This is a genomic window from Gordonia sp. ALPHA1B1 (genome assembly GCF_005502615.1).
Taxonomy (GTDB): Bacteria; Actinomycetota; Actinomycetes; order Mycobacteriales; family Mycobacteriaceae; genus Gordonia; species Gordonia hongkongensis.
The window spans coordinates 143,036-166,583 of record NZ_SCOC01000011.1; the positions used below are offsets into that span (position 1 = coordinate 143,036).

At 67.4% G+C, this 23,548-nt stretch carries 28 protein-coding genes and 1 pseudogene; 20 read left to right on the forward strand and 9 right to left on the reverse strand.

Annotated elements, in window-relative coordinates:
- The first annotated feature begins 351 nt into the window (after positions 1 to 351).
- From FFS52_RS23875 to ugpC, 7 genes are all read left to right on the forward strand, one after another.
- Positions 352 to 732 carry a hypothetical protein gene (locus FFS52_RS23875; protein WP_249356177.1) on the forward strand — a complete coding sequence of 127 codons (381 nt, stop codon included), beginning with the start codon at positions 352 to 354 and terminating at the stop codon, positions 730 to 732.
- A gap of 12 nt (positions 733 to 744) precedes the next feature.
- Positions 745 to 1,266, forward strand: coding sequence for a hypothetical protein (locus FFS52_RS23880; RefSeq protein ID WP_223258816.1), 522 nt, complete (start codon positions 745 to 747; stop codon positions 1,264 to 1,266).
- A gap of 2 nt (positions 1,267 to 1,268) precedes the next feature.
- Entirely contained in the window at positions 1,269 to 3,356 is a 2,088-nt protein-coding gene (locus tag FFS52_RS10035) for a phosphatidylglycerol lysyltransferase domain-containing protein (RefSeq protein ID WP_137809598.1), read from the forward strand.
- Positions 3,357 to 3,444: 88 nt separating this feature from the next.
- Positions 3,445 to 4,359, forward strand: a complete 915-nt coding sequence (locus FFS52_RS10040; protein ID WP_171011599.1) for a sugar ABC transporter permease — start codon at positions 3,445 to 3,447, stop codon at positions 4,357 to 4,359.
- A gap of 116 nt (positions 4,360 to 4,475) precedes the next feature.
- A complete protein-coding gene (locus FFS52_RS10045) occupies positions 4,476 to 5,312 on the forward strand; it encodes a carbohydrate ABC transporter permease (protein WP_137809586.1) in 837 nt (278 codons plus the stop codon).
- A gap of 105 nt (positions 5,313 to 5,417) precedes the next feature.
- A complete protein-coding gene (locus tag FFS52_RS10050; protein ID WP_137809587.1) occupies positions 5,418 to 6,731 on the forward strand; it encodes an ABC transporter substrate-binding protein in 1,314 nt (437 codons plus the stop codon).
- A gap of 49 nt (positions 6,732 to 6,780) precedes the next feature.
- Positions 6,781 to 7,911, forward strand: a complete 1,131-nt coding sequence (ugpC, locus tag FFS52_RS10055) for a sn-glycerol-3-phosphate ABC transporter ATP-binding protein UgpC (protein ID WP_065631827.1) — start codon at positions 6,781 to 6,783, stop codon at positions 7,909 to 7,911.
- On the opposite strand, the gene fdhD is transcribed toward ugpC, so the two are convergent.
- From fdhD to FFS52_RS10080, 5 genes are read right to left on the reverse strand one after another with little or no spacing between them, the layout of a single operon-like run.
- Positions 7,883 to 8,749 carry a formate dehydrogenase accessory sulfurtransferase FdhD gene (gene fdhD / locus FFS52_RS10060; protein ID WP_065631895.1) on the reverse strand — a complete coding sequence of 289 codons (867 nt, stop codon included), beginning with the start codon at positions 8,747 to 8,749 and terminating at the stop codon, positions 7,883 to 7,885. The two genes, ugpC and fdhD, sit on opposite strands and share 29 nt — an antisense overlap.
- A gap of 40 nt (positions 8,750 to 8,789) precedes the next feature.
- A complete protein-coding gene (gene dtd / locus FFS52_RS10065) occupies positions 8,790 to 9,239 on the reverse strand; it encodes a D-aminoacyl-tRNA deacylase (protein WP_065631828.1) in 450 nt (149 codons plus the stop codon).
- A 40-nt stretch (positions 9,240 to 9,279) separates the two neighbouring features.
- The gene (locus FFS52_RS10070) at positions 9,280 to 10,029 is read right to left on the reverse strand and encodes an SIMPL domain-containing protein (protein ID WP_137809588.1); all 750 of its coding nucleotides are present in this window, start codon (positions 10,027 to 10,029) and stop codon (positions 9,280 to 9,282) included.
- Complete coding sequence (locus tag FFS52_RS10075) at positions 10,026 to 10,418, reverse strand: phage holin family protein (protein ID WP_058251965.1); 393 nt, start codon at positions 10,416 to 10,418, stop codon at positions 10,026 to 10,028. The genes FFS52_RS10070 and FFS52_RS10075 overlap by 4 nt, the downstream gene beginning before the upstream one ends.
- Positions 10,419 to 10,445: 27 nt before the next feature.
- Positions 10,446 to 10,853, reverse strand: a complete 408-nt coding sequence (locus tag FFS52_RS10080) for a DUF1801 domain-containing protein (RefSeq protein WP_249356175.1) — start codon at positions 10,851 to 10,853, stop codon at positions 10,446 to 10,448.
- Positions 10,854 to 11,037: 184 nt separating this feature from the next.
- On the opposite strand from FFS52_RS10080, the gene infA reads away from it, so the two are divergent.
- From infA to truA, 8 genes are all read left to right on the forward strand, one after another.
- On the forward strand, positions 11,038 to 11,259 hold the full coding sequence (gene infA / locus FFS52_RS10085) for a translation initiation factor IF-1 (RefSeq protein WP_004023539.1): 222 nt from the start codon (positions 11,038 to 11,040) through the stop codon (positions 11,257 to 11,259).
- 117 nt (positions 11,260 to 11,376) lie between these two features.
- On the forward strand, positions 11,377 to 11,490 hold the full coding sequence (gene rpmJ, locus FFS52_RS10090; protein ID WP_005207978.1) for a 50S ribosomal protein L36: 114 nt from the start codon (positions 11,377 to 11,379) through the stop codon (positions 11,488 to 11,490).
- A 210-nt stretch (positions 11,491 to 11,700) separates the two neighbouring features.
- The gene (rpsM, locus tag FFS52_RS10095; RefSeq protein ID WP_004023537.1) at positions 11,701 to 12,069 is read left to right on the forward strand and encodes a 30S ribosomal protein S13; all 369 of its coding nucleotides are present in this window, start codon (positions 11,701 to 11,703) and stop codon (positions 12,067 to 12,069) included.
- Complete coding sequence (gene rpsK, locus FFS52_RS10100) at positions 12,069 to 12,476, forward strand: 30S ribosomal protein S11 (RefSeq protein ID WP_004023536.1); 408 nt, start codon at positions 12,069 to 12,071, stop codon at positions 12,474 to 12,476. The genes rpsM and rpsK overlap by 1 nt, the downstream gene beginning before the upstream one ends.
- Before the next feature lie 24 nt (positions 12,477 to 12,500).
- The gene (gene rpsD / locus FFS52_RS10105) at positions 12,501 to 13,106 is read left to right on the forward strand and encodes a 30S ribosomal protein S4 (protein WP_058251964.1); all 606 of its coding nucleotides are present in this window, start codon (positions 12,501 to 12,503) and stop codon (positions 13,104 to 13,106) included.
- A gap of 91 nt (positions 13,107 to 13,197) precedes the next feature.
- Positions 13,198 to 14,250: a DNA-directed RNA polymerase subunit alpha gene (locus FFS52_RS10110; RefSeq protein WP_058251963.1), complete on the forward strand. Its 1,053-nt coding sequence runs from the start codon at positions 13,198 to 13,200 to the stop codon at positions 14,248 to 14,250.
- An 82-nt stretch (positions 14,251 to 14,332) separates the two neighbouring features.
- Positions 14,333 to 14,989: a 50S ribosomal protein L17 gene (gene rplQ, locus FFS52_RS10115; protein ID WP_137809589.1), complete on the forward strand. Its 657-nt coding sequence runs from the start codon at positions 14,333 to 14,335 to the stop codon at positions 14,987 to 14,989.
- A complete protein-coding gene (gene truA / locus FFS52_RS10120; RefSeq protein WP_137809590.1) occupies positions 14,946 to 15,884 on the forward strand; it encodes a tRNA pseudouridine(38-40) synthase TruA in 939 nt (312 codons plus the stop codon). The genes rplQ and truA overlap by 44 nt, the downstream gene beginning before the upstream one ends.
- Positions 15,885 to 15,973: 89 nt before the next feature.
- On the opposite strand, the gene FFS52_RS10125 is transcribed toward truA, so the two are convergent.
- Genes FFS52_RS10125 through FFS52_RS10135 form a run of 3 tightly spaced genes read right to left on the reverse strand, consistent with a single transcriptional unit; the run spans position 15,974 to position 18,334 of the window.
- Positions 15,974 to 16,639, reverse strand: coding sequence for an NINE protein (locus FFS52_RS10125; RefSeq protein ID WP_058251961.1), 666 nt, complete (start codon positions 16,637 to 16,639; stop codon positions 15,974 to 15,976).
- Positions 16,640 to 16,698: 59 nt separating this feature from the next.
- Positions 16,699 to 17,223 carry a hypothetical protein gene (locus FFS52_RS10130; RefSeq protein WP_137809591.1) on the reverse strand — a complete coding sequence of 175 codons (525 nt, stop codon included), beginning with the start codon at positions 17,221 to 17,223 and terminating at the stop codon, positions 16,699 to 16,701.
- A 34-nt stretch (positions 17,224 to 17,257) separates the two neighbouring features.
- A complete protein-coding gene (locus tag FFS52_RS10135) occupies positions 17,258 to 18,334 on the reverse strand; it encodes an alpha/beta hydrolase (RefSeq protein ID WP_058251959.1) in 1,077 nt (358 codons plus the stop codon).
- Between the two features lie 241 nt (positions 18,335 to 18,575).
- Here FFS52_RS10135 and FFS52_RS10140 point away from each other — a divergent pair, with 241 nt between their 5' ends.
- The gene (locus FFS52_RS10140) at positions 18,576 to 19,202 is read left to right on the forward strand and encodes a DedA family protein (protein WP_058251958.1); all 627 of its coding nucleotides are present in this window, start codon (positions 18,576 to 18,578) and stop codon (positions 19,200 to 19,202) included.
- A 329-nt stretch (positions 19,203 to 19,531) separates the two neighbouring features.
- Here FFS52_RS10140 and FFS52_RS10145 read toward each other — a convergent pair whose 3' ends face one another.
- A complete protein-coding gene (locus tag FFS52_RS10145; protein WP_137809592.1) occupies positions 19,532 to 21,178 on the reverse strand; it encodes a MinD/ParA family protein in 1,647 nt (548 codons plus the stop codon).
- Positions 21,179 to 21,551: 373 nt separating this feature from the next.
- On the opposite strand from FFS52_RS10145, the gene FFS52_RS10150 reads away from it, so the two are divergent.
- The 4 genes and pseudogenes from FFS52_RS10150 to FFS52_RS10165 form a co-directional block, all read left to right on the forward strand.
- On the forward strand, positions 21,552 to 21,932 hold the full coding sequence (locus FFS52_RS10150; RefSeq protein ID WP_137809593.1) for a hypothetical protein: 381 nt from the start codon (positions 21,552 to 21,554) through the stop codon (positions 21,930 to 21,932).
- An 8-nt stretch (positions 21,933 to 21,940) separates the two neighbouring features.
- Positions 21,941 to 22,252, forward strand: coding sequence for a YbaB/EbfC family nucleoid-associated protein (locus tag FFS52_RS10155; protein WP_078113319.1), 312 nt, complete (start codon positions 21,941 to 21,943; stop codon positions 22,250 to 22,252).
- Positions 22,253 to 22,310: 58 nt separating this feature from the next.
- The gene (locus FFS52_RS10160) at positions 22,311 to 22,619 is read left to right on the forward strand and encodes a type VII secretion target (protein WP_058251955.1); all 309 of its coding nucleotides are present in this window, start codon (positions 22,311 to 22,313) and stop codon (positions 22,617 to 22,619) included.
- A gap of 47 nt (positions 22,620 to 22,666) precedes the next feature.
- A pseudogene (locus FFS52_RS10165) lies at positions 22,667 to 23,548 on the forward strand (hypothetical protein); the annotation flags it as partial.

The window sequence follows — 23,548 nt, forward strand, 5'->3', positions numbered from 1 at the left end:
AGTTCCACACTACCGGCTATTCGGTTGGTGTGCAACGTGTTTCGTTATCTCGTGGGTGGCGAACGGTTGTCGGTGGGGGATGGTAAGGCGGTTCGCGCGACAGCGCGGAGTGCATCATCTCAGCGGTTTGGTAGGCCGCGAGCACTAATCCCATGGCGTGCGGCATCCGTCACCGATACCGTCGGCGAGATGGCCCGCACCCAAGAGATCCTCGCTACGCCACGCGGACGATTCCTCTGCGCGAACATGGCATTCCGTTACGCCACGGGTGACCGGGTCGATCAGTATCGGAGACCTCGGACATCTGCAGACGTTCAGGCCGCGATTCGGAGCGTCGACGTTGAAGGTCTCGTGGCGGCGGATGAATCGGAGCTCCTGGGTGCACTCGGGTACGCGGTGGACTTCGCTCGGTACTGGCAGCCTCCCGACGAGGAGGACATCCGCTATGCCGCACCTGAAATCGTTGCGCTCCTCGAGCCGGTAGCGGGGGTGTTGCTCCGCCATCCGGTCTGTGCATGGTGGGACGACCCGGTCGATCTCGCATTCCAGCGCGTGATCGCCTACCCGTTCGGAAGCGAGGCGCTCCCGGAGTCCGCCCTGCCATACCGGAGCGAGCGCGTGCGGTGGGATGAGTGGCGGGCCCACGTCGAAGCCGGCGAGGCGCGCTCGCGTCGGGAGTTCGAGCGCAATCCTCACCGCGCGTTCAGTGACGAGTGGTGGTCGACGCCGTAAGCCGCGGGGACGGTGCAGACGACGCGTGCCCGCCCGGGCCTCGGCGCGTTGCAGCTCGTCGCCGAGGAAGACACCTCGATCGGAGAGGAGGCCCGAGTCTGGACGGTGTCCGTCGGCGAACCCGCGCGGGTATACGAAGTCGCGGCACCCGCGGACTGGGCTCGGCTGGTCGACCGCTACCCACTCGAGGTGACCGCGTCGAGGAGATGGGACTGGTACAACACCACCGGACGGCATCGCCGCTGGTTCGTGCCCGACTGGCAAGCCGTCGCCGCCGACCTCGATGCCGTCCACGTGAGCGTCAACGGTTATCTGACGAGTGCGGGGATCGAGATCCCACTCCCGGAGCGGGACGGGGCCACGGTGCCCCCCGGATGGGGCCCGGACGTGACGTGGTGGCTCGACCCCGGTTCCATCCGCATCGACGATGTGCCCGTTTGTGGCGTCGTGACGACGAATGGTGGGTTCCAACGCTGGCGGGTGACCGATCAACCAGATGACCGTGTGCGGCCGGTCGTGTCGTCGTACCGTTGACCATGCATTCCGACGTCTCCTGGCTCACCGTCGTGCGGCGGCTTCCGTTCACTGTCGCCCTCGCGGCGGCCCTGCTGATCGTCGGCGCGACGACCGGATCGCTGTGGGGTAGGGCGAACGACAAGTCGTGGTATCACGAGGTGGCGTTCGGGCTTCCGGCGCTCCGAGAGGGCAAGTGGTGGACGCCGGTCAGCTCCGCGTTCGTCGAACCCGGGCCCTGGCTGTACCTGCTGGCGCTGGTGGCGGTCGTCGTCGGAATGGGTTGGGCCGAGTGGCAATTGGGCACCGTGAAGGCTGTTCTGGTCGGTGTGGGCGGCCACCTGATCGCATCCCTGCTGACGGTGTTGCTGCTGTGGTTGCTGTCCTCCGAGGTGACGTCGTGGCGGTGGGCGGAACAACTCGCCGAGTCGCGCGCCACCGGGGTGGGGGCGTTGGTGGTCTCGGCGGTCGCGGTGGCCTCGGCGACCGTGCGTTCGCCCTGGCGGCTACGTGTCCGGGTCCTGTTGGGGGCGGTCGTCTCGGTGGCCTTCTTGTTCGAGGGGACCCTCGCCTCGGTCGAGTACGTTCTCGCCGCGATCATCATGCTGATCGTGGGGGAGAAGTTCTTCGCCACCAACGAACATGGCTGGGTGCCGCGTACCCGGCGTGAGGTCCGCATGCTGGGTTGCGCTGCCCTGCTGGTCATCGCGGGTGCGAACCTCCTGGTGTTCCTGTTCCCGGGCAGCGGGCCGCTCGGGCCGACCGACGCCGGGGACGACTCGGTGTTCACGATGCTCATCGGCCTCGTCGTCAACGTGCTCATCGCCGATCAACTGCGGCGGGGTAAGCGGTGGGCGTGGTGGGTGGCCGTCGTCCTCGGTGCACTCAACGTCATCGCGACCCTCCTGGCGGTGATCCTGGTGGTCTTCACCGACGTGTCGTCCGAGGGCGCCGTGACGCTCGGAACCACGTTGCTCTGGGTGCTGGTCCTGGCCATCCTGATCCCCGGCCGGTTCGCGTTCGCGGTGCCGTGGCGCGTGCGTCAGGTCGGTGCGTCCGGTTCGGACGACGATCCGGTCGGCCGCGTCAAGGAACTGCTGCGGGTGCACGGCGGCGGCACGATGTCGTGGATGACGACCTGGCCGGGCAACAGCTACCAGTTCACCGGCGCTGCGGGCGATCTCGACGACCAGTCCGTCGTGACCTACCGAAAGCACGTCGGGACCATGGTGGCCCTGGCCGACCCGGTGTGCGCACCCGAGCGGTTGGCCGACGCCGTCGACGCCTTCGTCGACCTCGCGGAGAGCGCCGGCGCGACTCCGTGCTGGTTCTCGATCGGCTCGGCGACCTCGGAGATCGTCACCGGACGCGGATGGCTCAGTGTGCAGATCGCCGAGGACACGATCGTCGACCTGCCGGGTCTGGAGTTCAAGGGCAAGCCTTGGCAGCACGTGCGATCGGCGATGAACAAGGCCACCAAGCAGGACATCTCGATGCGGATGGTCTCGCTGGCCGACGAGTCGTTCGCCGTCAAGACCCAGGTGCGCGCGATCTCGGAGGAGTGGGTGGGGGACAAGGGCCTTCCCGAGATGGGGTTCACCCTGGGCAGTGTCGAGGAGGCGATGGACCCCGCGGTCCGGGTGGCACTCGCGGTGGATCCGACGGGCAACGTGCACGGCGTGCTCTCGTGGCTACCGGTGTACGCGCCGGGTGGCGACGTCGCGGGATGGACGCTCGACATCATGCGACGCCGTACGGACGGGTTCGGGCCGGTCGTCGAGTATCTCATCGCCTCGTCGGCAGTCGCCTTCAAAGACGAGGGTGCGCAGTTCATCTCGCTGTCCGGAGCGCCGCTGGCGCGAACGGGCGACTTCGACGCCGAGCCGCTCGACAAACTGCTCGACACGCTGGGCGCCGCGCTCGAGCCCTATTACGGATTCCGCTCGCTGCACACCTTCAAGAAGAAGTTCAATCCCCGCTACGAGCCCGTCTACCTGGCGTTCCGCGACGAATCCGACCTGCCGCGTATCGGTGTGGCCATCTCCAGGGCGTACCTGCCGGATGCCACTACCGGTCAGCTGGTCCGGCTGGCGGCGTCACGAGGGGACTGACCCGCCCGCCCCGGCTGTGAAGGCATCGTTCACGGGAATCGCCGCCTGAGTTCACCATCCGGTCGTCTCCTACGGCGAGACTTCGCCAGTGTCATCGGTCGACGAACATGTGCTGCCCGCAACGGGGCGGCGTCCCTGGCGAAGCCATGGGCTGTTCCTCCTGCTCGTCGTGCCGAACCTCGTCCTCCTCGGCGTGTTCACGTATCGACCGCTCGTCGAGAACATCCGGATGTCGTTCTACGACTGGAACATCGCCGAGGCGGGAGCGACGTTCGTCGGGATCGACAACTACCTCGAATGGTTCACCCGTGCCGATACCCGGGTGATCGTCGCCAACACCGTCATCTTCACGGTCGCCGCTGTCGTCGGCAGCATGGTCATCGGCCTGGCGCTCGCACTGTTGCTCGACCGTAAACTGCGCGGCCGAAATCTGGTGCGATCGGCAGCTTTTGCTCCGTTCGTGCTGTCCGGGGCGGCGGTCGGCATCGCTTTTCAGTTCGTCTTCGACCCCAGTTTCGGCCTCGTCAACGACGTGATGGTGCGCCTCGGACTGGGCTCTGCACCTGACTTCTACCAGCAGCCGTCGTGGGCACTGTTCATGATCACGGTGACCTACATCTGGAAGAACCTCGGCTACGCCTTCGTCATCTATCTGGCTGCGCTGCAGGGTAAACGGACCGACCTGGACGAAGCGGCCGCGATCGACGGAGCCGGCTGGTGGACCTACTTTCGCAAGGTGCTGTTGCCGCAACTGCGGCCCACGACCTTCTTCCTGTCGATCACCGTGCTGCTCAACTCGTTACAGGTGTTCGACATCATCAACGTGATGACCCGGGGCGGCCCGTTGGGCAATGGCACCACCACGATGGTCTACCAGGTCTACGAAGAGAGTTTCGTCAACTTCCGTGCCGGCTACGGCGCCACCGTCGCGACCGTCATGTTCGTCGTCCTGCTGGCCATCACGGTGATCCAGGTGCGCATGATGGACAGGGGAGCGCGATGAGGCCCGTCACCACGAGTCCGGCGTCCAGACGGGTTGCCGAGCCGGGCCACACAGAGGAGTCCGGACGTCCGCCGGCGGGTCCCGGGCAGAAGCGACGGCGCCCCGGCGGTGAGGCGATGACGCCGGCCACCCGCCGACGACTGGCGGATGCGTGCGGGTACGCGGCGATGACGGTCGTGCTGGTGATCATTGCGCTGCCCCTGGTGTGGATCCTGTTGGCGTCGTTCAAGGATCGCACCGAGATCTACGTGCAACCGGCCGTGTGGTGGCCGTCGACGTGGCGTCCCGAGAACTACGTCGAGGCCACGACGTCGGTACCGTTCTGGGACTACCTGCGCAACTCGGTCATCGTGACCTCGATCCTCGGCGTGGCGAAATTCCTGCTGGGCGTGCTGAGCGCGTACGGGCTGGTGTTCCTGCGCTTCCCGGGCAAGAACATCGTGTTCGTCGTCATCATCGCCGCGCTCATGGTGCCCAACCAGATCACCGTCGTCACCAACTACGCCCTGGTGGCCCAACTGGGACTGCGGAACACCTTCATCGGCATCATCCTGCCGCTCGCCGGTGTCGCATTCGGGACCTTCCTGATGCGCAATCACTTCCTGTCCATCCCACCCGAGATCATCGAGGCGGCGCGGATGGACGGGGCGGGTCACTTCCGCCTGCTCACCAGAGTGGTGCTGCCGCTGTCGATCCCGACGATGGTCGCCTTCGCGACGATCACCCTCGTCAACGAGTGGAACGAGTACCTGTGGCCGTTCCTGATGGCCGACGACGCCTCGGTCGCCACGCTACCCGTGGGATTGACCCTCCTGCAGAACAGCGACGGTCTCACCAACTGGGGCCCGGTCATGGCGGCAACCGTGCTCGCGATGCTGCCGATGCTCGTCCTCTTCCTGGCCCTGCAACGGCACATGATCAAGGGTCTGACCTCCGGGGCCGTCAAGGGCTGACCGGCCGGCACCCCACAAGCCAGAACACCAGGCACGAGAACGCCCAGCACGAGAACCACCATGCACGAGAACGACTCACACACAGACGATCGAAGGAGACGACAGATGATGAACATGTCCCGGCGCGGGTTCCTCGCCGCGTCCGCGACGGCCGCGGCCGGTGCTCTGGTGGCCGCATGCGCCGGAACCTCGGGTGACGGCGGTTCGTCGTCGGGCGACGCCTCGAAGCTGAGCTTCTGGTCGAACCACCCCGGCAAGTCGGTCGAGGTCGAACGAGAACTCATCTCGCGCTTCGAGGCGGCCAACCCGGGTATCACCGTCCAGTTGGTCGACGCCGGCAAGAACTACGAGGAGGCGGCCCAGAAGTTCAACGCCGCGCTGTCCGGCGGCGCCGTGCCCGACATCATGATCCTGTCCGACGTCTGGTGGTTCAACTTCGCGCTCATCGGCGCGATCAGCCCCCTCGACGACCTCTTCGGCCGTGCGAACGTGAACACCGCCGACTACGTCGATTCGCTTGTCGGCGACTACAAGTGGAACAACCAGACGTGGGCGTTGCCGTACGCGCGGTCGACTCCGCTGTTCTACTACAACAAAGACGTGTGGCGCCGGGCCGGCCTGCCCGACCGCGGCCCGCAGACCTGGGACGAGTTCGACGACTGGGGCCCGCGGATCCAGACCGTGGTCGGCGGCGACAAGCGCGCGCACGGCTGGGGCAACGCGACCGACTACCTCGGATGGACCTTCCAGGGGCCGACCTGGACATTCGGCGGCGCCTACTCGAACGACTGGGAGCTGAAGTTCACCGACCCGAAGACCGTTGCGGCCGCGCAATATCTGAGCGACTCGATCAACACGAAGCGGTACGCGAAGATCTCGAACGACATCGCGGGCGACTTCAGCGCCGGCATCATCGCCTCGACCATCGCCTCGACCGGCGACCTGTCGGGCATCACGGAGAACGCCGCCTTCGACTTCGGTACGGCCTTCCTGCCCGCGCCGCAGGGGGTTTCGGGTTGCCCGACGGGTGGTGCCGGTCTCGCGGTCCCGGCCAAACTGTCCGACGACCGCAAGGTCAACGCGCTGAAGTTCATCGAGTTCATCACCAACACCGAGAACACCGCCTACTTCGCGCAGAATGTCGGCTACATGCCGGTGCGGAAATCCGCGCAGGACGACCCGTCGATGGTCGCGTTCCTGGAGAAGAACCCGAACTTCGCCACCGCCATCGAGCAGCTTCCCCGGACACAACCGCAGAACAACGCGCGGGTCTTCGTCCCCGGCGGCGACAAGATCATCGGCACCGGTTACGAGCGCATCGGCCTGCAGAACGCCGATGTCGCCGCGACCCTCGCCGACACCCAGCGCCAGATCGCGCAGATCTACGAGGCGCAGATCGCGCCGAAGCTCCCGTCATGACGGGCGACGTGGCGGGGCCGGTCGTGGGCCGGCGACGAGGGGGCCGGTCGTGGCGTCAGTGACCTTCGACGGCGCGACCCGGCGCTTCGCCGACGGCCAGAAACCCGCCGTCGACTCGCTCGACCTGGCCGTCGACGACGGCGAGTTCATGGTGCTCGTGGGACCGTCGGGATGCGGCAAGTCCACGAGCCTGCGGATGGTCGCGGGTCTGGAGTCGGTCGAATCCGGTGCGATCCTGATCGACGACGTCGACGTCGTCGGGATGGCGCCGAAGGCCAGGGACGTGGCGATGGTCTTCCAGAACTACGCCCTGTACCCGAACATGACGGTCGCCGACAACATGGGCTTCGCGCTCCGCAATGCCGGGATGAGCAAGTCCGACACCGCGGCCCGGGTCGGTGAGGTGGCCGAGATGCTCGAGCTCACCCCGCTTCTCGGTCGCAAGCCGGCGAAGCTGTCCGGCGGGCAACGGCAGCGGGTGGCGATGGGGCGGGCGATCGTGCGGCGTCCCAAGGTCTTCTGCATGGATGAGCCGCTGTCGAACCTCGACGCCAAGTTGCGGGTGAGCACGCGTGCCCAGATCGCGGCCATGCAGCGGGAACTCGGCATCACGACGCTCTATGTGACCCACGACCAGGTCGAGGCGATGACCATGGGGCACCGGGTCGCGGTACTCGACCACGGTGTGCTGCAACAGGTCGGGAGTCCGCGTGAGATCTACTCGCGGCCCGCGAACCTGTTCGTGGCGTCGTTCATGGGCTCACCGCAGATGTGTCTGATCGACGCCCGGGTGGACGCGGGCATCGTACGCCTCGGTGGCGCCGAGGTCCGGGTTCCGCCGTCGGTGCTGTCGTCGGCGTCCGCGGGCGACGTCGTCGTCGGTCTGCGTGCCGAGTCGTGGCAGGTGTCGGCTGCACCGCAGGCCGGGAACCTCACTGCAACGGTCGATCTCGTCGAGGAGCTGGGGGCCGAACAGTTCGTCTACTGCAGCGCGGACGTCCGGCTGCGCGGGAGTCGCATCGTCATCCGTGTCGATCATCGCCGGACGATCGAGGTCGGTGACGTGATCGGGCTGACCCCGGAGGTCGACGAGACGTACTGGTTCGATCCGATCAGCGGGGTCGCCCTCGACGACCCGCGTCGTCACGACCTCAGCGCGGGACCGAAACCTCTTCGGTGATCGCGGCTTCGGACAGGGAGATCCGATCGGGACGGCTGTAGATCACCATCGACTCGCCGCGAGAGAAGCCGACGAGCGTGATGCCGAGGTCGTCGGCGGCGTCGGCCGCCAGTGACGACGGCGCGGAGACCGCGCACAGCATCGAGATTCCCGCCATCGCGGCTTTCTGGACGAGTTCGAAGCTCGCGCGGCCGGAGACCTGGAGGACGGTGCCCGACAGGGGTAGTCGGTCGGCGAGAACCGCCCACCCGATCACCTTGTCCACGGCGTTGTGCCGACCGACGTCCTCCCGGACGGCGAGCATGCGACCATCCGCGTCGAACAGCGCGGCGGCGTGCAGGCCACCGGTCTTGTCGAAGACGCTCTGTTCGGCGCGCAACCGGTCGGGGAGGTCCAGGACCGTCCCGGCGGCCACGGTCATGGTGTCGGCGGCGGGATCATGGACCGACGCGGTGTGGACCGCGGCGATGCTGTCCTTGCCGCAGATGCCGCATGCACTCGTGACGGGGTTGGCGCGGACCATCTCGGAACCGGGTGGCGGCACATGCGGGGCGAGCGTCGCGTCGATGACGTTGTAGGTGTTGGCGCCCTGCGCGTCGGTGCCTGCGCAGTAACGGGCCGTCGAGTAATCCGCGCCGGTGGTCACCACACCTTCGGAGACCAGGTAGCCGGCGACCAGTTCGAAGTCGTGGCCGGGAGTGCGCATGGTGACCGCGAGTGTGCGCCCGCCGACCCGGATCTCGAGCGGCTCCTCGACGGCCAGGGTGTCCGCGCGCTGCGTCGGTTCCGCATCGCGTCGGATACGGGTGACGCGGCGGCGTGCGGTGATTCGTCCCACCGGCACCACGGTAGTCCTGCGACTGTTCGTGGCTGCGGTCTCAGACGTCGAGCACCAGGGTGACCGGGCCGTCGTTGACGAGACCGACTTCCATGTGCGCCCCGAAACGGCCGGTGGCCACGGTGGCGCCGGCGGCCCGGAGCGCGTCGACCACCGCGTCGACCAGCGGTTCGGCGACGGGCCCGGGCGCGGCGGCATTCCACGACGGGCGCCGGCCCTTCGCGGTGTTGGCATAGAGCGTGAACTGGCTGATCACCAGGATCGGGGCGTCGAGGTCGGCGGCCGCGCGTTCGGGACCGTCCCCGCCGTCGAAGATCCGCAGGCGCCAGATCTTGTCGGCGAGCCGGACCGCGTGGTCGGTGGTGTCGTCGTGCGTGACACCGACGAGCGCGACGAGACCCGCGCCGCCGGGCGGGATGTCGAGCTCGCCGACGACCTCGCCGTCGACGCTCACACTCGCTCGGCTGACGCGCTGGAGCACGGCGCGCATCGGTCCTCCGATCTCCGGGTGCGGTGCACGGACGGGGTGTTCAGTCGAGCGCGAACGTGACCGTGACGGTGAAGGTGAGTTCCTGCTGGCCGGGCTCGACCGGTACGGGCGCGGCCGCCACGTCGCGTTCGAAGGTACCGGGCGAGACCGGCTGTTCCTGGCCGCTGGTGCTCTCCTTGATGGTCAGCACGTCGCCGAGTGAGTCGCCGGCGAGACCGGCGTACTGCTGCGCGCGGCCCCGGGCGTCGGTGAACGCGGCTTCGCGCGCCTTCTCGAGGAGTTCCGAGTCGTCGTCGATGGCGAAGGCGACGTTGTTGATGCGCGTGTTGTCCCCACCGGCGGTCGCGGCGGCGCTCAGCACGGTCGACGCCGTCGAGATGTCGCGGATGGTCACGCGGATGGTGTTGGTCGCGGTGTATCCGCTGATCCGGCTCGAACCGCCGGGTGCCGGACTCGAATACTGCGGGTTCACCGACACCTGCTGCGTGGCGACGTCCTTGCGCTCCACTCCGGCCGCGACGACCGCGTCGGTGACCGCGGTGACCTTGGCGCTCGTCTCGTTCAGCGCGGTCGTCACATCGGACGCGGTCGCCTCCACGCCGATGTCGGCGCGCAGGGTGTCCGGGGTGCCGCTGACCTGGCCCGACCCGACGACGGTCACCGACCGTGGCTCCCCGCCGGTGTCGCTGCCGCACCCGGCCACCACCAGGACCACGGCGGCGAGCGCCGCGAGGACCGACGTCGTCCGGAGTGCGGGGCGCCGTGTGTCGGCGCCGCGTGTTCTCGTCATCGGTCGACCGGGTCCCGCATCAGCAGCGCGAGCAGCCAGCCGACGACCGACACGACGATCGCGCCGAAGATCGCCGACCAGAAGAAATCGTCGACCTCGAGCCCCCAGTGCGTCGTGTTACGGGTGATCCATGCGGTGAGCTCCAGCATCAACGCGTTGATGACGATGTGGATCAGACCGAGCGTGAGGATGTAGAAGGGGATCGCGATGATCTGCACGATCGGCTTGATGATCGCGTTCAGAACACCGAAGATCACGGCGACCACCAGGGCGATACCGACTTTCTCGGCGGTCGTCGAACCGCCCACGAAGTCGATGCCCGGCACGATCAGCGTCGCGACCCACAACGCCACCGCGGTCAGTACGGTGCGGACAAGGAAGGCAAGCATGGCGACAGTGTGCCAGCACCCCTCGCCTCAACCATCGATCTGATCGCGACGGAACGTCATCATGGCGCGGATCGCGTCGTCCGACGGAGGGGCGTCGGGCTGGAAACGTACGGTGCCCTTCTGGACGTCGAAACCCGCGAGGAACGGCCGCCCGGCGTCGACCGCGTCGGGGCTGAACGGGTACAGCCCGATGTGCTTCTTGGTGCGCATCACCGACAGGAGCGGGCTACCGCGATACGTCAGGGCCGGCATCCCGTAGCCCTTGCCCTGCGCGGTGCCGGGGACCGTGTCGCGGGAGACGTCATAGATCCGGGAGATGACCGCGCGGTCGTCCGGGTCGAGCCCGTCGAGATAGTCGTCGACCGTCCCCATCCGCTTGGACCTCCTTGCGACGCCGCGCACGCATTTGGCCTGGCCTGCCTGTTCGCGTAGCATGGACCGTCGGTGCGCATCGCGCGCCGGGCCTCGGCGTGTCAGCACGTGGGTCCGGTCGGCGCACACCGGGTGCAGGTCCTCGCGGACCGGTGCCCACACCCTAACGGACAAACACTGATTCAACCCGGCCAATGGGCCGCGACGTCGCCCGGATGTCGTGGTCACGGCCAGGATCGCGGAGGACATGGCGAAGAAAGACGGGGCCATCGAGGTCGAGGGTCGAGTGATCGAACCCCTGCCCAATGCGATGTTTCGTATTGAGCTGGAGAACGGACACAAGGTTCTCGCCCACATCAGCGGCAAGATGCGGCAGCACTACATCCGCATCCTGCCCGAGGACCGGGTCGTCGTGGAACTCTCGCCCTACGACCTGGCTCGTGGGCGAATCGTGTACCGCTACAAGTAGGACTTTCCCGGCGTCGCCGGGGACAGACTTCCCGGACATCCGTTCGGGAGGAGACCGACACCCACGTGTACGGCCGTTTCGGCGTGCGCGCGGGCGAGCCGAGCAGGAGAGATTGACGTGAAGGTTCAGCCGAGCGTCAAGCCGATCTGCGAGAAGTGCAAGGTGATCCGTCGTAACGGTCGGGTCATGGTGATCTGCGAGAACCTGCGTCACAAGCAGCGTCAGGGCTGATCACGCGCACCCTCCGGGTCGCTTGAGTCAGAACAACTGAAGACCGACAACTGAATACAACAGGACCTCCCAACACCAGCGGCGACAGACGCGTCACCGCCCACCTCCGGATCAGAGGCCGGAGCCCACGAGGCCGGACACACGGTTCGGCACCAGCTCGCGGGACGGACTGGGAGCAGACCTCTGAGAATCGAAAAGGAAATCCGCCACATGGCACGTGTTGCTGGTGTGGATCTCCCCCGCGAGAAGCGGCTGGAGATCGCACTGACCTACATCTACGGAGTTGGGCGCACCACCTCCAAGGAGATCCTCGAGGGAACGGGCCTGAGCCCCGACCTCCGAGCGAAGGATCTCACCGACGCAGACGTCTCGAAGCTGCGTGAGTACATCGAAGCCTCGGTGAAGGTCGAGGGTGACCTCCGTCGCGAGGTGCAGGCCGACATCCGTCGCAAGATCGAGATCGGCTGCTACCAGGGTCTGCGCCACCGTCGTGGCCTGCCCGTTCGTGGACAGCGCACCAAGACCAATGCCCGCACTCGCAAGGGCCCGAAGAAGACCATCGCCGGGAAGAAGAAGTAATGCCTCCGAAGTCACGTAGCGCAGGCCCCAAGAAGGGCACCCGCCGTCGCGATAAGAAGAACGTCCCGCACGGCCACGCACACATCAAGTCGACGTTCAACAACACCATCGTGTCGATCAGCGATCCCAGCGGCAACATCATCAGCTGGGCGTCGTCGGGCCACGTCGGTTTCAAGGGCTCGCGCAAGAGCACCCCGTTCGCGGCTCAGCTCGCGGCCGAGAACGCTGCGCGCAAGGCCCAGGAGCACGGCGTCAAGAAGGTCGACGTGTTCGTCAAGGGACCGGGTTCGGGTCGCGAGACCGCCATCCGCTCCCTGCAGGCAGCCGGCCTCGAGGTCGGCACCATTTCCGATGTCACCCCGCAGCCGCACAACGGTTGCCGTCCGCCCAAGCGGCGTCGGGTCTAGCGGGAAAGGGAGGAACAGAGAAACATGGCTCGTTATACCGGCCCCGCAACCAAGAAGTCTCGTCGTCTTCGCGTCGACCTGATCGGTGGAGACGCTGCATTCGAGCGTCGCCCCTACCCGCCCGGCCAGCACGGCCGCTCGCGGATCAAGGAGAGCGAGTACCTGCTCCAGCTACAGGAGAAGCAGAAGGCGCGCTTCACCTACGGCGTCCTGGAGAAGCAGTTCCGTCGCTACTACGAAGAGGCGAACCGTCGCACCGGCAAGACCGGTGACGAACTGCTGAAGATCCTCGAGACCCGTCTCGACAACGTGATCTACCGCTCCGGCATCGCGCGTACCCGTCGTCAGGCCCGCCAGCTGGTCAGCCACGGCCACTTCACCGTCAACGGTGTGAAGGTCGACGTGCCCAGCTACCGCGTCAGCCAGTACGACATCATCGATGTCCGCCCGAAGTCGCTGCAGACCGTCCCGTTCCAGATCGCCAAGGAGCTCGTCGGCGATCGTCCGGTTCCGGGTTGGCTCCAGGTCGTGCCGTCGACCCTGCGTGTTCTCGTGCACAGCGTGCCCGAGCGTGCCCAGATCGATGTCCCGCTGACCGAGCAGCTCATCGTCGAGTTCTACTCCAAGTAGTCCTTCGAGCAACACCCGCCCGACAGCAACAGCTGTTCGGTACACCCTCGAGGCCGTCATATAGCGGGCGGCCAAAGGAGAGATCCACAGAATGCTCATCTCACAGCGACCCACCCTCACCGAGGAAGTCCTCGCCGAGAACCGCTCGAAGTTCGTCATCGAGCCGCTCGAGCCGGGCTTCGGCTACACCCTCGGCAACTCGCTGCGTCGTACCCTGCTCAGCTCGATCCCGGGTGCAGCCATCACCAGCATCCGCATCGACGGTGTCCTCCACGAGTTCACCACCGTGGCCGGGGTCAAGGAGGATGTCACCGACATCATCCTGAACCTCAAGGGCCTCGTGGTCAGCTCGGACGAGGACGAGCCGGTCACCATGTACGTGCGCAAGCAGGGTCCGGGCACCGTCACCGGTGCCGACATCGTGCCGCCGGCCGGTGTCACCGTGCACAACCCCGATCTGCACATCGCCACCCTGAACGACAAGGGCAAGCTCGAGATCGAGCTCGTCGTCGAGCGGGGCCGCGGCTACGTCCCGGCCGTGCAGAACAAGGCGTCGGGTGCCGAGATCGGCCGCATCCCGGTCGACTCGATCTACTCGCCGGTGCTCAAGGTGACCTACAAGGTCGAGGCCACGCGTGTCGAACAGCGCACCGACTTCGATCGACTGGTGCTCGATGTGGAGACCAAGAACTCGATCAGTGCGCGTGACGCGCTGGCATCGGCGGGCAAGACCCTGGTGGAGCTGTTCGGGCTCGCCCGGGAGCTGAACGTCGAGGCCGAGGGCATCGAGATCGGGCCGTCGCCGGCCGAGGCCGACCACATCGCCTCGTTCAGCCTGCCGATCGAGGATCTCGAGCTGACCGTTCGTTCCTACAACTGCCTCAAGCGCGAGGGTGTGCACACCGTCGGCGAGCTGGTTGCACGGACCGAGTCGGATCTGCTCGACATCCGCAACTTCGGTCAGAAGTCGATCGACGAGGTCAAGGTCAAGCTGCACGCGCTCGGTCTGTCTCTTAAGGACAGCCCGGCCAGCTTCGATCCGTCGCAGGTCGCGGGTTACGACCCGGCCACCGGCACGTGGTCGGAAGACGCGTCCTTCGACGCCGATTCCGGTGAGGATTTCGCGGAGACCGAGCAGCTGTAGTCGCTACGACGCGGCGGTAGCTGTCACTGCCCAAACCCTGACTTCCGCATCGAGTGATGTGGAGTCCTCCTAGGAGAAGACAATGCCCAAGCCCACCAAGGGTGCCCGCCTCGGCGGGTCGGCCAGCCACCAGAAGGCGATGCTGGCGAATCTCGCCACCTCGCTCTTCGAGCACGGCCGCATCACCACCACGGAAGCCAAGGCCAAGCGCCTGCGTCCGTACGCGGAGAAGATCATCACCCACGCCAAGGCCGGCAAGCTGGCCAACCGTCGTGAGGTGCTGAAGGACATCCGTGACAAGGACGTCGTGCACACGCTGTTCGACGAGATCGGCCCGTTCTTCGCCGATCGTCCGGGTGGCTACACCCGCATCATCAAGACGCTGCCGCGCAAGGGTGACAACGCCCCGATGGCCGTGATCGAGCTGGTGCGCGAGTCCACCGCGTCGAGCGAGGCCAGCCGCGCGACCCGCGTCGCCGCCTCCAAGAAGGCCGCCGAGGACAAGCTCGACGCCACCGAAGAGGTTGTCGCTGACCCGGACGCCGGGAGCGCAGCGAGCGGGTCCTCTGATACCGATTCGGCTGACGCGAACGTGGTGGAGGCCGTCGAGGCCGACGCCACCGATGCCGAGGTCGCCAACGCCGAGGCTGTCGCCGAGGCTATCGACGACGAGTCCACCGCCGCGACCGCTCCCGATGCCGAGGCAGCCGGAGCCGACGTCGACGGTGAGAAGAAGTAGTCGACTGAGTCGAGAACCGCAGACCGAACCCGTCGGCGCCGATTCCGGTGCCGGCGGGTTCTGTCGTCTCCGCTTCGACATCTCGTACGACGGCACCGACTTCGCCGGATGGGCACGGCAGGTCGGCCAGCGCAGCGTGTGCGAGGAACTCGAGACCAGGTTGTCGACGGTCCTGCGGGTGCCGGTGCGGCTGACGGTGGCGGGGCGCACCGACGCCGGTGTGCATGCCACTGGGCAGGTCGCGCACGCCGAGGTTCCGAAGTCGGTACTGGAGACCCGATCGATCGCCGGTGATCCCGCGACGCTCGTCGGGCGTCTCGCGAAGATGTGTCCCGATGACGTCCGGGTGACGGCCGTGCGCGTTGTCCCGGACGAGTTCGACGCTCGGTTCTCGGCGCTGCGCCGGCATTACCGCTATCGGTTGACCGATGCACGGTGGGGTGCCGAACCGGTGGTCGCGCGGACGACCGCGACATGGCGTCGGCCGCTCGACGTCGAAGCGTTGAACGCGGCATCGTCGGAGTTGCTCGGCCTGAACGACTTCGCGGCGTTCTGCCGTCGGCGGGAGGGTGCGACCACGATCCGGGAACTGCAGCGGTTCTCTTGGAGACGGGACGCCGAAGGAGTCCTCGTCGGCGAGGTGAGCGCGGACGCGTTCTGCTGGTCGATGGTGCGGTCGCTGGTCGGCGCGGTCGCGAGTGTGGGCGACGGCAGGCGCGACATCGACTGGTGCCGTGGGCTTCTCGATGAGCGAACCCGCAGCAGTCAGGTCCCCGTCGCCGAGGCCCGGGGTCTGTGCCTGGTCGGCGTCGACTATCCCGCCGACGACGAACTCGCCGCCCGCAACACGGTGACCCGTGACGTGCGCGGGTCGACCGGTTGCTGTGGTGGGTGACCACCCGCCGTCTCGACGGCGAGCCCGGAGTTGTTGTGACACAAGGAGGCCCCGGGGACAGATCCCCGGGGCCTCCTCGAGCGCAGCGGTCAGTTGCCCAGCTTGAGGCCGTTCTTGTCCCGAACACTGCCGGTCAGCATCATGATGCCGTCGACCAGCGCCCAGATGGCGACACCGAAGATGATGACGAACCCGATCAAGAAGATCGCGGTGATGTAGCCGAGGATCGTCAGGCCGAGTTGGATCGCGCCGGTGGTGTTGTCGCCGATGTAGAAGCGGCCGACGCCCAGGCTGCCCAGGAAGATCTGCAGCAGGCCGGCAACCAGCTTCGACTTGTCGGACAGCGGCTCGCCGGTGGACGGGTCACGGCCGTAGGGAGCAGTGGGGTCGGGTGCGCCGCCGTAGCCGTAACCGGGCGCCGCGGGATACCCGCCCTGCGGAGCCCCGTACTGCTGGGGTGCGCCGTACTGCTGCGGTGCCCCGAACTGCTGGCCCCCGAACTGCTGGTCGCCGTACTGCTGGGGTGCCCCGTACTGCTGGTTCCCGTATTGCTGGTCGCCGTACTGCTGGCTCCCGTACTGCTGGTCGCCGTACTGGGGATTGCCGACGCCGGGCTGCGAGGTCCCGGCGGTGCCGAACTCCGAACCCCCCGGCTGCTGGCCGGGGTCGGTGCCGTACGACGGCGAGGCGTCGGCCGGTGGCTGCTTGACGAACGGGTCGTGGGGCTTGTCGCCCGGGTTGTCTGGTGTGGTCATCGGGTGGTCCTCCTCGTGACTGGATAGAGCGGCGTGCTCATCTCGAACGTGCGGTCGGCTCAGGCGACGGTGGCCAGTTCGCGTGCGTAGTACACGCGACCGGACACATCGCTCATCGTCCAGGGCGACGTGGCGGGGACGTTGGTGACGTGCATCGCGCCGCCCGCGCCCCGGACCCGTACCTGGATGAAGCCCGTTGTGCGCCGTTCTTTCATCAGCAAGAACAGCAGACTCAGAAAGCAGATCAGAAAGAACCCGACGAGCGCCAGCACCAGGCCCGTCTGCGACATCTGTTCGGAGGACACGGACATGTCGGTGACCTCCCACTGCGAACCCGCGAGCGGGAACGTGCCCGACGGCGTGATCACGTAGTGCTGGGTGCACGTGATGTCACCGATGACCACGAGCGGCGGCTCGGGTAATGCCGCGGCACCCGCGTCGAAGAACGGCCCGGGCGGCGCGTAACCCATGCCGGGGCCCGGGAATTGGGCGGGAGCGGGCACGAAGCCGGGACTGGAGTCGTAGGCGTTCGGCTGATGCGGCAACGGACGGGTGCCGTCATTGCCATTCCCCGGGTACGTCATCCCGCAATGGTGGCATACGCGAGTGTGTTTCGGGTCAGGTGGCGTTGCGCTCGTCTCCGAAGGCCTCGAGCACCTCGTCGACGGTCTCGTCGTCGCCGACGAACTGCTCCGGATGGGCGCCCTCGGACATCAGATGCCGCCAGTTGAGCGGATCGAATTCCACCGGCGCGTGGCGCGCGATGAAGTCGATGACGATCCGGCAGAACCGTTCGGGGTCGTCGTGGAACGGGAAATGTCCTGAGCCGGAGAAGGTCTCGAACTCCGAGTGTGGGATCGCCGAGTGCGCCAGTTCGCCGTGGTGATGGGGGATCACGATGTCCCGGTCGCCCCACACGAGCAGGACCGGCAGGCGCTCGGTGAGGTAGCAGCGGTCGAGCATCGTGACGGACTGGCCGCGCCAGTCGACGACGGCGCGCAGAGTACGGAGGAAGGCGGCCGACGCGGTGGGGTCGGCAAGCCCACCGAGGACCCGCATGAGGTCCTCGTGGTCGGCCAGTAGATGTTCGGGCGTGGCCGAGGACGGGAACAGGGGCGGCATCGGCGCGGCGACGATCGCTTTCGCGAGCGTCGTGAGACCAGGGATCACGCCGGGGACGCGGAGTACCGACAGCACCTGCGGGACGACGGGCAGCGAGAACAACCGCAGGGCGGGGTTGACGTCGCGGGTGACCCCGCCGGCCGCGACCAGCACCAGGCGCTCGACGAAGCGCGGGAACTGATAGCAGAACTGCATTGCGACGCCGCCGCCCAGGGAGTGGCCGACGACCGTCACCTTGCTGATCCCCAGGACGACGAGGAGGTCGCGCATGCCGTTGGCGAAGGCCGGCACCGAGTAGTCGGCGCGTGGCTTGTCCGATTCCCCGTGGCCGAGCAGGTCGGGTGCGATGACGGTGTAGTGCTGCGCGAGGATCGGGATGACCTCGTCCCACGTCGACGAGTTGTCACCGATGCCGTGGATGAGCAGCAGCGCCGGACCGCTGCCGGCGATCCGGTAGGCGCGCCGGTAGCCGTGGATGGTGTGGTACTCGATGCGGACGTCGGTGTCGGAGACCGGACGCAGCGTCGGACCGGACGTCGTGGTCGGGGACGGATCCCGGTGCTTGGTGGGCACTGTCTCTCCCCTCGGTGTCGCTCGGGCGGTGTCGGTCGCGTCCTCGCGACGGAGCGGTGGATGGCAATGGGCGTTGTCCCGCTAGGCGTCGAGTAAACCGCATCACCGGTCGTCGTGCGCGGCGGGTGCCGGGTGCCGGCTGCGACCTGGGTTGCCGGGATCTGAATGGTTGCCGACGCTTTGCCACGTCGCGACGGTCACCGGGCCCCGGCGGGTCGCTGCGCCACTAGTGTTGGATTCGATGAACCCCTTCGACATCGAGTCCTTCGTGGCCACCGGTGGCCTCATCGGACTCTGCGTGCTGATCTTCGTGGAGACCGGCATCCTGGTCGGGTTCATCTTTCCCGGCGACTCGGTGCTCTTCACCGCCGGCGTGTTCGCCGCGCAACCCGATCCCTTCGCACCGCTGTGGCTGTTGTGCCTGGCTGTGCCGCTGGCGGCGATCATCGGCGACCAGTGCGGCTACTTCATCGGCCGCCGTGTGGGGCGCGGGGTGGTCGAGGGCAAACTGATGCGCACCATCGGACCCGAGTATCTGGCCAGGACGAACCACTACTTCGACCGCTTCGGGCCGCTCACCGTGTTCTTCGGCCGGTTCATCGGGATCGTCCGCACCCTGACCCCGCTGGTCGCCGGCTTCAGCGGCATGCCACATCGGACGTTCACCCTCTTCAGCGTGCTCGGCAGTTTCACCTGGGCGGCCGGGATCATCCTGCTCGGCTACTTCCTCGGCAACATCCCGGTCATCCGCGACAACATCGAGATCTTCATCATCGCCTCCGTGTGCACGATCGTCATACCGACATTCATCCACTTCGGTCGGCGCTGGCGGATCGCGCGGCGCGATCGGCGCGCCGAGACGCCCTGAGGCGAATCACCGGTCCCTGATCCGAAAGAACAACAAAACCGCTGGTCTATGGGGTGAAGCGATGCCCTCCCTGTGCTCCCTGAGGCGCGAGGAGCGCTAGCGACGAGCCACGAAGGGCTGGCGAGACACGTTGCTACACCCTTCGTGGCTCGCTTCGCTCGCACCTCAGGGAGCATGAAATCTGGGCGCTCACAAGTGTTCTCTCGAAGTCCACGACGGCTGCGAGGCCGCAGATACTGAGGAGCGCCCGGAGCTTGCGGAGGGCGCGTCACGAAGGGTCTGCCCCGCGTCGCACCAGGTCCCTTCCGCCGCCCGGAATCAGGGGTCGGTCAGCGGAGGAACGGCTCCTCCCGTTGTCCGGGGCCACCCGAGAAATCGTCGGCGATGGTCGCCGCGAGTTCGACGAACGATCGCTTCGTCGGCTTCGACATCAGTTCGAGGTCGACGTCCGCGCCTTCGGCGAGGTGGTCGTCGAACGGGATCTTGTGCACGGCGCGGCACCGCGTGAGGAAGTGTTGACCCAGCTGGTCGGTGTCGATGGTCGACGACCCGGGTCGCGACGAACTCAGGACGACCACGGCGCGCGAGACGAGGTGCCCGAAACCGTGCGCCTCCAGCCAGTCCAGGGTCGCGCCGGCGCTGCGGGCGCCGTCGAGAGCCGGGGAACTGACGAGGATGATCGTGTTCGCGAGGTCGAGGACCCCGTTCATCGCCGAGTGGCTCAGACCGGTGCCGCAGTCGGTGATGATGATGTTGTAGAAGCGCTGCAGCACGGTGATGACGCCGCGGTACTCCTCCTCGTTGAACGCCTCGGCCATCGCCGGATCTCGTTCGGAGGCAAGGACTTCGAGGCGACTCGGCGCCTGCGACGTGTGGGCCCGGACGTCTGAGTAGCGGTAGACGTTCTCATCGGCGAGCAGGTCGCGGACGGTCGACCGGGTCTGCTGCGGAATGCGCTGTGCGAGCGTACCGAGGTCGGGATTGGCGTCGACGGCGATGACGCGGTCGCCCCGCAGGGAGGCGAACGTCGAGCCGAGGCCGACGGTGGTCGTCGTCTTGCCGACTCCGCCCTTCAGCGACAGCACGGCGATCCGATAGTCGCCCCGGACCGGCCGGTTCACCCGTTCGAGCAGCTGCTGATATTCGATGTCGCCCTGCGACTCACCGGGATTGATCGCACCGGCAGACAGCGTGTGCACCGCACGACGCCAGCCGCGACTCGGCGCGCGACGGGCCTTCCGGATGAGTGCCACCTCGTCGAGCGAAGGGCCTCCCGACGGCGGCCCGTATCCGTGCTGCATCGGCTGCCCGGGAAAGGCGGGCGCGGGACCGGGGCCCATCGGAGCGGGACCCGCGTACGGCGGAGGTTGATGGCCGGCGACCGGAGTCGGTGGCATCCCCGGCTGGGCGGACCACGCGGGAGCGGACTGGGGAGCCGGCGGGGCGGGCGGCACGATCTGCGACGCGGCGGGGTGCGGCGGCATTCCGGATGACGGTGCCGGGCCGGTGACGTGCCCGGGTCCGAGGTTGTCGGGTCCGAAGTGGTCCGGCCCTGGGACGGGAGGGGCCTGCGGCGACCACGGGGGAGCGACCGGGTACTCAGTCGGTGAGATCTCGGGACGCGGCTCCGGCGGAACGGGCCCGCCGTGAGGATGCGGATCGGCGGGCGCGGCCCCGGGGTGGTCGGCGGCGCCGGCGTGGTCGGCGGGCGGACGGACGGCGGCGGGATGGTCGGGCGGTGGCGCCGACCGGCTTTCGAAGTCCGGCCGCGGGGGCATCGTCTCGCGGGCCGGTGATCCGCTGTCCGGACGTGCGGACGGTCCCCGGGGTGCGGGCGGCGCGGGCGCTGCTGCCGGCGGCTGTTGTGGAGCGGCGGTCGGCGGGGCGAACTGCAGCCAGGGCGGCGGCGCCGGGGCGTCGGCATCAGGGGTGCCGGGCCCGGTTCCGTCCGGTCTCGTCGGGTTCTCGTACGTCATCGGGGAATCCTCTGGTCAAGCGGCCGGGCGCCGATCGCGTTGCGGCGAGTTCGGCGAGGCGTGCAGCGATCCACCCCGTTTTGTCGATCGACCCCGGCTGCGTCCTGCGGCAGTCTACCCAAGGTCCTCGACCTGGTCCGGACGACGTCCACAGAGCCGTCTCGAGGACACGCGTTCGGCATAGTGCATCTCTGGTGTGGTGAGGCCGAACCGAGTATGGCACTATGCAGACACTCAACACATGTGCGCAGCGGGGTGCGCGGTTCTTCACGGATCCGTATGTGGGAGGTCTGGTTCCGTCGAACGAAAATTCGATGGAACCGGAAGGGGCCCCGGCTGCGTCATATTCGGCGTGAAGGGGGTGCAGCTTTCCATGACCTACTCCGACGATCCTCGGGATCTCGTCGACGGTGATCCCGACGACCCGTGGGCGGTGTTGCACGAGTTCGTGACCGCGCGGTCACGGTCGGGCGGGCTCGGCGTCCGGACCACCGCGCAAGGTCTTCCGGTGGCAGTTCGTATCGAGGCGTCCGAACTCGACAAGGATCCGGTTCTGCTCGCCGGGGACATCCTCCGACTCTGTCAGCAGGCGGCGATGTCCGCCGGTATCCGGCTCCGCGAGAACCTGCTCGCCGCCGGCATCGACCGGGACCTCGTGCAGGAGATGCAGTTGCCCCGCCCGGACGATCTCGCACGAGCCGAGTGGCGCGACGACGAGGAAGCCGACGCGCCCGCGTCGTGGTTGCAGCGATGACCTGGGGAATGGACGAACTCGAGGCGCGCGCGCAACGGCAGCTCGACGGCCTGCACGGGTTTCAGGAGAAGCTACGCGCGATCTCGGTCCGGGAGACGTCGTCCGACGGGCTGGTCACCGCCGAGGTGGACGGCAAGGGCGCGCTCATCGACCTCGAATTCGCCTACGGCGCCAACGAACTCGGTGCGAGCCGGCTGGCCGACCAGGTCGTGACGACCGCCGCGCTGGCCGCACAGAAGGTCTACGCCCGGATCGCCGCGGTGACCGAGGAGTTCAACGAGTCGTTCGGCGACATGCTGGCCGCTCGTCCGGCCGAATGACGGACCCGGCCGACATGACACCGATCCATCAGACTGACACCCACGAGGGGGTTCGAGAATGACGAACGTCAAGGTGACGCCGGAGGTCCTCGAGGGCTTCGCCGCCACGAACGCCGCGATGGCGACCGCCGTCGGCACCGCCGGGTCGATCGACGCCGCGGCCAACACAGCGGCGATGGTCCCCGTCTTCGGGCTCATCGGGCAGGAGTTCCTCGCCGCCTTCATCGCTGCGCAGGCCAGTCACCTCATGTCCGTGGGGCAACTCGCGGCCGTGCATGCCGCCACCGCGGCATCGACTGCGGCGGGTCTCGCCGAGTTCGAGGGCACCGACGCCGCCAGCGCCGCAGCCATCCGTTCGGTGCTGTGACGGTTCCACCGCTACCGGGCATCCCGGATGTGCCTGCCCTGAATCACATGACGGTGCAGGAGATGATCGAGGCGACCCCGCTCGGCCCGATCCTCGACCGCACGGTCGCCGACGTCCTGGGCGGACTGGGTCTGCCTCCGCTGCCGGTGCTGCCCCCGTTGCCGCCGATGCCGGGACTGCCACCGCTGCAGCCACCGAACCTGGACATGTTCATCAAACCGATGACCGATCTGCTGGGTGGTTTCGGCACCGGTGATCTCTCGGGTGGCGGATTCGACCCGACCGTCATCTTCGAGAGCCTCACCAAGGTGCTCGAGACGTCGATGACGATGGGGCAGAGCGCACTCAAACTCGCCGACCAGCTGTGGGCAGGGCAGGGCGCGGTGAGCGCCGGCGCCAAGACCGCCGAGGCGGGGGCGAACAGTTCGGCTCTGGCCACGCAGGGGTCGGGGATCTCGTTGGATACCAAGACGGCGGCCGCGATCGTGGCAAAGGGCTTGGCAGTGGTGCAGGGGATCATCGCGGCGACGGTCGCGAAGATCACCGGCTTCGCGGTACCGATGATGATGACACCGGCGGTCGGCGCAGGCTTCGCAGCTGCGGCCGGGTTCGCCTCCGTCGGACTGTCGCAGGCGACCGCCGCGGTCGCGGTGACCCGGGCCGAACTACTCGGCCCGACGACGGCGATGGCCGTAAACGGTGCCCCGGTCGCCGTCACCGGTGCACCCACCGCGGGCGCGGGACAATCGCCGTTCACGCTGGCCAGCTCGATCCTCGACGTCGTGTCGCCGGCGATGTCGACGGCCACCGAACTGCCCACCTCGCTGATGCAACCGATCAGCAAGATGCTGAACGTCGAACACGGTTCACCTGCCGTCGTCCCGGCTGCGCTGTCGCCGAAGTCGAAGGGCCGTCTCTTATACACATCC